The 558-nt window shown below is 38.0% G+C and carries 1 protein-coding gene; it reads left to right on the top strand.

Translation table 11 applies throughout. The features are described from left to right. The coding region (locus tag BVI01S_RS21905; protein WP_156477382.1) for a transposase at positions 1–558 on the top strand (558 nt) is incomplete at both ends.

The following is a 558-nucleotide window of genomic DNA, read 5'->3' as shown; positions in this document are numbered from 1 at the left end:
TTGCTCAATTGGTTCAAAAAGTAGACGATGTCGTAACCGAATATGATAAACAGATTGAAGCTAACTCGGACATCCCAGAACGAAAAGCTCTAAGAAGTGAGCGAAAACAGCCAAAACAAGTCCGGAAAAAACTGATTGATTTTCTCTTGCGCAAACAGAAATACCAACGAGACTTAGAGACCTTTGGTACACGTAATAGCTATTCTAAAACAGATCCCGATGCGACGTTCATGCGAATGAAAGATGATTATATGAAGAACGGACAATTAAAAGCTGGTTACAATGTACAAATCGCCACGGAAGGTCAATACACGTTAGCCTATAGCTTATTTTCAAACCCAACAGATACCCGTACCTTAATCCCATTTCTAGATAAGATTGAGCAGGATTATTTCGACTTGCCAAAACACATCGTCGCAGATGCAGGGTATGGTAGTGAACAAAACTATAATGATATCCTCTCAAACAGAAAACGAGAGGCACTCATTACGTATAACTTGTATCTAAAGGAACAAAAAAAGAAATATAAACAAAACTTATTTAACCCCGATAATTGGG

It is taken from the genome of Rossellomorea vietnamensis NBRC 101237, from assembly GCF_001591825.1.
Classification (GTDB): Bacteria; Bacillota; Bacilli; order Bacillales; family Bacillaceae_B; genus Rossellomorea; species Rossellomorea vietnamensis.
The sequence above is the reverse complement of the archived record's forward strand: the minus strand, read 5'-3'. Positions and strand labels throughout refer to the sequence as shown.